This is a genomic window from Streptomyces sp. HSW2009 (assembly GCF_040240285.1).
Lineage (GTDB): Bacteria > Actinomycetota > Actinomycetes > Streptomycetales > Streptomycetaceae > Streptomyces.
The window spans coordinates 1-6,709 of the sequence record NZ_JBEHZD010000453.1 but is presented as its reverse complement, the minus strand read 5'-3'; the positions used below and the strand labels follow the sequence as shown (position 1 = coordinate 6,709).

Annotated in this window: 5 protein-coding genes; 2 read left to right on the top strand and 3 right to left on the bottom strand. The window is 69.3% G+C overall.

Annotation, left to right across the window (positions count from 1 at the left end; genetic code table 11):
- Nucleotides 1-918: 2-oxoacid:ferredoxin oxidoreductase subunit beta (locus AAHZ94_RS25980; RefSeq protein ID WP_349995689.1), on the top strand; the 918-nt coding region annotated here is incomplete at its 5' end.
- Nucleotides 919-1,300: 382 nt separating this feature from the next.
- Here the strand turns inward: AAHZ94_RS25980 and AAHZ94_RS25975 are convergent.
- From AAHZ94_RS25975 to AAHZ94_RS25965, 3 genes are all read right to left on the bottom strand, one after another.
- Complete coding sequence (locus tag AAHZ94_RS25975; protein WP_349995688.1) at nucleotides 1,301-2,197, bottom strand: AfsR/SARP family transcriptional regulator; 897 nt, start codon at nucleotides 2,195-2,197, stop codon at nucleotides 1,301-1,303.
- A gap of 653 nt (nucleotides 2,198-2,850) precedes the next feature.
- Nucleotides 2,851-3,522 (bottom strand): hemerythrin domain-containing protein, encoded by a 672-nt coding sequence (locus AAHZ94_RS25970; RefSeq protein ID WP_349995687.1) that lies wholly within the window; start codon nucleotides 3,520-3,522, stop codon nucleotides 2,851-2,853.
- Nucleotides 3,523-3,996: 474 nt separating this feature from the next.
- Nucleotides 3,997-5,007, bottom strand: a complete 1,011-nt coding sequence (locus tag AAHZ94_RS25965; protein WP_349995686.1) for a LysR family transcriptional regulator — start codon at nucleotides 5,005-5,007, stop codon at nucleotides 3,997-3,999.
- 135 nt (nucleotides 5,008-5,142) lie between these two features.
- Between AAHZ94_RS25965 and AAHZ94_RS25960 the strand changes: the two genes are divergently transcribed.
- Entirely contained in the window at nucleotides 5,143-6,522 is a 1,380-nt protein-coding gene (locus tag AAHZ94_RS25960; protein ID WP_349995684.1) for an MFS transporter, read from the top strand.
- The last annotated feature ends 187 nt before the right edge of the window (nucleotides 6,523-6,709 follow it).

Here is a 6,709-nt window from a genome sequence, read left to right as displayed (position 1 = left end):
GGGTTGGCTCGGGAGAACATCGTGTTCGTGTCGGGGATTGGTTGTTCCAGCCGGTTCCCGTACTACATGAACACCTACGGTATGCATTCCATCCATGGTCGGGCCCCGGCCATCGCGACGGGGTTGGCGACCTCGCGCCAGGACCTGTCGGTATGGGTGGTCACCGGTGACGGCGACGCCCTCTCCATTGGCGGGAACCATCTCATCCATGCGCTGCGGCGGAATGTGAACCTGAAGATCCTGTTGTTCAACAACCGGATCTACGGGTTGACCAAGGGCCAGTACTCCCCGACTTCCGAGGTCGGGAAGATCACTAAATCCACCCCGATGGGTTCACTGGACGCCCCGTTCAACCCGTTGTCCCTGGCGTTGGGTGCGGAGGCTTCGTTCGTGGCCCGTACGGTCGATTCCGACCGGCAGCATCTGACGAGTGTGTTGCGGGAAGCCGCGGCGCATCCAGGGACCGCGTTGGTGGAGATCTACCAGAACTGCAACATCTTCAACGATGGCGCGTTCGAGGTCCTCAAGGACAAGGACCAGGCCCTGGAAGCAGTCATCCGGCTCGAACACGGCCAGCCCATCCGTTTCGGTGCCCCCGCCACCGACGGACTCGGCAGCAAGGGTGTGGTGCGCGACCGGACCACCGGTGACCTGCGGGTGATCGATGTGCAGATGGAAGGCACGGACGAGGTCCTGGTCCATGACGCGCACGCCGCTTCACCGACCACCGCGTTCGCCCTCACCCGCCTCGCCGACGCCGACACCCTCCACCACACCCCCATCGGCGTCCTCCGCAACATCCAACGCCCCGTCTACGACACCCAACTCAACGAACAACTCGACCACGCCATCGAAAACCAGGGCAAGGGCGACCTCGCCAACCTCCTCCACGGCACCGACACCTGGACCGTGGTTTAGCCAATACCGCCGCAGCGTAAGGGAGTTGGCACTTCAGGTTGGCGCATTGCATCGCACGCGCTTTGCTGGCGCGGCATGCCGGGGCGGGGACGCTCGCACCTGCCCGTACCTACCGGCGCGGAAAGTAGACGCAACCCGCGAGAACCAGCGGAAGACACGCCAAGCAGCAGAAAAATAAAGGGAGTTGAGGGAGTCCATCGGGCCCACCGCGGAATGCGCCGCAGTGGGCCTTTGCGGTGGGCGGGCCCCGTGATGCTCGACCCAGCGGTGAGGGAGTACGCGCGCCGGCGTGAACGCGCGTAGCACCCGTATGGCCTGGGGAAACCGAAACGGGCCAAAGGGGGACCGAATCGTTCGCCGTAATCCGCAGGCCGGTTCGTTGTTACGCCAGTGGCCTGCTCGCCGTGGTGGTGGCGTGCAAGGTGGGCGGCGTGGGTTGGATGGGGAGCGTCGGGGAGGACGAGTAGCGCGCGAGGTCGAGCGCGAGCACGGAGTCGGAGCCCGCCGGGCTGTCGATCACCGGGTCGCAGGCGAGCACGGCCTGATGGAGATTGCGCATCCGCGGCGAGGGTTCGAGCCCGAGCTCGTCGTGCAGCACCTGGCGGAGCCGCTTGACGACTTCGAGCGCCTGGGCGCGCCGGCCCGAGCGGTAGAGCGCCAGCATGAGCTGGGCGTGCAGGTTCTCGTGCGTCGGGTGCTTGGTGACCAGGGCGCTGAGCTCACCGAGCAGCTCGTGGTGCCGGCCAAGTCGCAGGTCGGCGTCGATGCGCTGCTCGTGCACGCTGATCCGATCCTCTTCGAGACCGACCAGGTGCGCCCGGAGTACGGGGCCGGCCTGGACGTCGGAGAGTGCGGACCCCTGCCACATCGTCAGGGCGCGGGTCAAGAGCGCCGATGCGGCGTGGTCGTCGCGGTGGAGTTCCGCGCGGCCCTCACGTACCAGCGAGGTGAAGATATTGGCGTCGAGTTCGTCGTTCCGGACGGCCAGCAAATATCCGCCGTCCCGCGTCTCCAGAACTCGACGGGCAGCTTGTAAACTGCCGATGCGCGGAACTCTGCGCAGCGTTCGCCGCAGTTGCAGGATGTAGGACTGAAGGGTGGACAACGCCGTGTTGGGTGGCGATGTTTCCCAGAGTTCATCGATGCAGGTGCTGGTGGAAACGACCTGGTTGGCGTTGAGCAGCAGCAGGGCCAATAGCTGCCGTTGTTTCGGTGCCGTTGGCGTGTAAGAACGCCCCTGCTCGTACATGCGAAGCGGGCCCAATATGGCAAATTCCATGACGTTCTCGTTCACCTTCCAGAAGAGTGTGACGAGAGGCTCGATGAGTGGGGACGCATGGAGGGGCCACTCGGGCAAAACGTCATAACAGCACCGGGATTCGCCTCACGCTGGTCCCCGTATGGGCCGCTCCGCTGGGGGACGGGCGTCCGTCGCTGTTCCGTCATGTCCGGTTTTTGTGGCCTTGCTGCGCCGCCCGTTCATCCCCCCGTGGCTGAAAGTCGAGCAAATCTGGAGCCGGCAGGCAGTCTATGTCACCTCAAGTCGGTCGTTCAACAGTTCACCAGTGAGTCAATAGTTCCGCATGGTGAAGCGCGTTCGGACATCGAACGATCCAGATAGTAACCCGCTTTGAGCTGAGCACCTATGGTCCTTCCGGCTCTGTGCCGGATGGTCATCGCACTGCCTTTTTCCGCAGGACTCTCCCTCACCTGGGCGGCTGGTCTAGGCCAGGTGTGGAGTCGGTCAGCTTACCCGGTCGATGGCGGGGCCGCTTCGATCGATCGGCGGGGCCGTGACGAGCGAGAACCCCCGTCGCCGTGCGTGGCGACAGGGGTTCTTTTTGTATTCAAGAAGTGAACGAAAGGACCGTCAACAAGCCTTTGGTGCCGCGTAGTTGTGGGGTGCGCGGCGACCGGGTCCCGATGGCCGATTCATAGGGCTCCGGCGAGCTCCCAGCGCGGCGTGCGCTCGTACCGCGGCTGCCATACCGTGCGGCAGATAAAGCGCAGCGGTGGCGAGAGGAGTCCGAGGATCTGGGCCCGGGTGCCGTCGGGGGCCCCGTCGAGCAGCCAGGGGAAGAAGGACGAGGCGCCCTTGAGGCCCACCTGGCGCCGCTGTTCGTCGCAGAACGCGCGCCATTCCTGCCGGCTGAGCACGCTTTGCATCAGCGGAAGGGCCTCGGCTTCCTCGTGGTCGAGGTGGGTGAGCAGCGAGGTGGAGAAGTCCTCGGCGTACTCCCGCAGGCGGAATCGGCGGTCGTGCGAGAGGGCCGCGTCGATCTTTCGGATCATCGGGTCCATCTCGGCGTTCTCGGCCTCCATCGACTCCAGGAGTGCCAACTCGTGTGGCTGACCCGCGAGTCGGGCGCGCAGCGCCGGCCACAACACACAGTCTTTGGCCGTGCGTTGGATCGTCAGATTTCGCTTGAGCGTGTGCCAACCCGCGCGAATGGACGCGCCATCGCGCACATCGTCGCTGTAGGAGGCAGACATCAGCAGGGCCGCGTCACGCCGAAAGGCATTGTGTACCGCGTACGTTAGCGTCAGATCGGCCCGGCACAGGTCGCGAGTTCCCGCTATGGCGCTCAAGAGCTGCCTCCTCATGGTGAGAAGTCTGGTGCAGGTTGCTCCGAATCTTCGGAACAGTGTGCACCTCAATTACCTCCGGTGCAAGTTGTTCCATACCGCGGAATGGACTGTTGACCGGCGAACTAATTGAGTTGGCACCGCAAAATCCGGCAATTCGGACCCCAGAGTATCCGGCCACGCGTCACTGTTATCGCGCCAGGTTGCGGATGCGGTACTGCGTGTATTCGGTGCGGATATCCGACGCGCGTACGTCGGGCGCTGTGTGCTTCCTGGCCGCTGCGACGGTACGCAGCTTCGGCCAGTTCCGGACGGCTGTTTCGCGTCGAGCCTCATGCGCATGCCCGGCCGCGATCCAGGGGCAAGTTCCAGCCACCCCGATCATGCTCGCCGAGCGGCCTCCCGTACGGCGTATGTGACACATCCAACAACGCGATGGCGGGCGGTGTCTGATGGGGCGTCGGGTGGGCCGTGGCGCGTGGCTCGGCCCGGTCACGCCATCCCGGGTACGCGGCGTCCGCCGGCCATGCTGGCTGTGCCGGCTGTGCCGGCCGTGTCTCGCACGTCCTGAGCGGCCGGTGGGGCGAACGGGGCGAAGGGGGCGGCGGGGGACTCGGGCGTCTCGGCCAGGGCCCGGTCCAGGGCCCGGTGGGTGGCGGTCTCCTTCGCGTGCTGCCAGATCAGCGCGAGCGCGGACCCGGGCAGGCCGGTGACCGGGACGAAGGCGATGTCGCGCCGTCCCTGATGGGTCGCGGTCGGGGCGCACAGCAGCATGGTGCCGAGGCCCGCGGCGACGGCGGTCAACCCCTCCTGGAGCGTGCAGACCAGGGGGCCCGCCGCGATCGGCCGCCCGCCGGGGGTGGTGGGCGGCACCATGGCCTCGCGCCAGTAGCGGGGGGCCGGGCTCCGCAGGCCGATCATCCGGTGGTCCGCCAACTCCTCGGCGCAGACTGAGGACCGGTGGGCGAGCGGGTGGTGCACCGGTACGGCGAGCAACTGGGGCTGTTCGGTGAGGACCGTGCCGACCGCCAGATCGGGTTCGGCCACCGGCAGGCACACGAGCGCGGCGTCCACCTCGCCGCGCCGCACCGCGCCGAACGGGTCCGCCAACGGCAACTCCACCGGCGCCACCTCGCACTGCGGATGGCGCTCGTGGAAGGTGCCGAAGGCGTGCATGACGTGCTCGTTCGCCGAGCCGAGGAAGCCGACCCGGAGCGTGGCGAGCACACCGCCGGTGGCATGCGCGCGGGCCCCGTCGACGGCGGCGCGCAACGCCTGGTACGCGGGCCTGAGCTCGGTGAGGAACCGCTCGCCCAGCGGGGTCAGCCGGGCCCGGCGGCTGGTGCGGTCCAGCAGTCGGCCGCCGACCCGGCGCTCCAGTGCGCTCAGCAACTGGCTGACCCTGCTCTGTGACACGTACAGCCGCTCCGCCGCCCGGCCGAAGTGCAACTCCTCACTGAGCGCGAGGAAACACTCCAACTCGCGGATCTCCACACCGCTCACCGCACTGCCTCCTCCGTGTGCCGCGGTGCCGGCGCCCCGGCCCGTGCTCGCCCGCGGCGATCCATAAATCTGACTCATACAAGGATGAGAGGTTCGGCGTTGTTCCCGATCGGGGCGCGGCTGAACGCTAGGAGCATGTCCGAGACCCACGAGCCCGCGCCCCGGGCCGCCGATCCCGCGCCCGCGCACGGCACGGGGCCCGCCCCCGCGGCATCCCTCACGACCCCGCCCCGTACCCCGACGCGCACTCCGCCCCATGCCCCGGGCAGCACCCCAGCCGCGCCCCCGGCCGCCGCCCATGAGCAGGGGGCCGACGGAGCGGCGGGCGAGGCCGGGCACGACCCCGCCTCGCGCGCGGGCGCGCGGAGCTGGCTGGCCGTGCTGTCCGTCGCCGTCGGCATCTTCTCGGTGGTGACCACCGAGATGCTGCCGGTCGGCCTGCTGACCTCGATCGGCTCGTCGCTGCACGTCAGCGACGGCACCGCGGGCCTGGCCATGACGCTGCCCGGGCTGGTGGCGGCGGTGGCCGCGCCGCTGCTCGCGGTCCTCGTCGGGCGGCTGGACCGCAAGTACGTGCTGTGCGCGCTGATGGGGCTGCTCGCCGTCGCCAACCTGGTCTCCGCCCTGGCGCCCAACTTCGCCGTGCTGCTCACCGCGCGGGTGCTGGTGGGGCTGAGCATCGGCGGGGTGTGGTCGATCGCCGCCGGGCTCGCCGCGCGGCTGGTGCCGGAGCGGTCCGTCGCCGCGGCCACCTCGGTGATCTTCAGCGGGATAGCGGTCGCCTCGGTGCTCGGAGTGCCGGTCGGCACGCTCATCGGTGACCTGGCCGACTGGCGCGCCGCGTTCTGGGTGATCGCCGCGCTGGCGCTGGCGGTGCTGGCCGCGATGGCCGTGCTGCTGCCGCCGCTGCCCGCGACCCAGCCGACCAGCCTGCGCGAGATGCCGGGCCTGCTGCGCAATCCGGGCCTGCGGATCGGGCTGCTGGTCACCGGGCTGCTGGTCACCGGCCACTTCGGCGCGTACACCTACGTCCGGCCGGTGCTCGAAGAGGTCTCCGGTGTCGGCTCGGGGCTGATCAGCACGCTGCTGCTGGTGTACGGGGTGGCCGGGATCGCCGGCAACTTCCTGGCCGGCGCGCGCGCCGGGCGCGACCCGCGCGGTGCGCTGATGGTCCTGTCGGCGCTGCTGACCACCGCGGTGGTGCTGCTCGCGCTGGTCGGCGGCTCCACGCCGGGCGCCGCGGTGCTGCTGGTGGTGTGGGGGCTCGCGTACGGGGGCGTGTCGGTCAGCGCCCAGTCGTGGATGTTCCGGGCTGCCCCGGCGGCGCGCGAGGTGGGCTCGGCGCTGTTCGTCTCGGTCTTCAACCTGGCAATCGCACTCGGGGCGTTGCTCGGCGGCCGGGCGGCGGACGGCATCGCCGTGTCGAGCGTGCTGTGGTTCGGCGGTGTGCTGGCCGTGCTGGCGCTGGCGAACCTGTGGCTGCTGGGCAAGCGGGTGATGCCGCGGCAGGGGTAGGGCGGCGGGCCTTCGTGGGCGCGCCGGTTCGGGCCCGTGCCGGGGGTGCTCCTCGGCACGGGCCGGGGCTGTTCCGCGGAGGGGGCGGCGCGCGCCGGGGGGGGGGTGTGGGGGGGCGGGCGGGGGGGGGGGGGGTCGCGGGCCCCCGGGGGGGCGGGGGGCGGGGGGGGGCCCGCCCCCGGCGGGG

Coding starts and splice junctions, on each gene's coding strand:
- AAHZ94_RS25970 (WP_349995687.1), bottom strand. CDS start 3,522: ATGAGGAGGCAGCTCTTGAGCGCCATAGCGGGAACTCGCGACCTGTGC.
- AAHZ94_RS25975 (WP_349995688.1), bottom strand. CDS start 2,197: ATGGAATTTGCCATATTGGGCCCGCTTCGCATGTACGAGCAGGGGCGT.
- AAHZ94_RS25960 (WP_349995684.1), top strand. CDS start 5,143: ATGTCCGAGACCCACGAGCCCGCGCCCCGGGCCGCCGATCCCGCGCCC.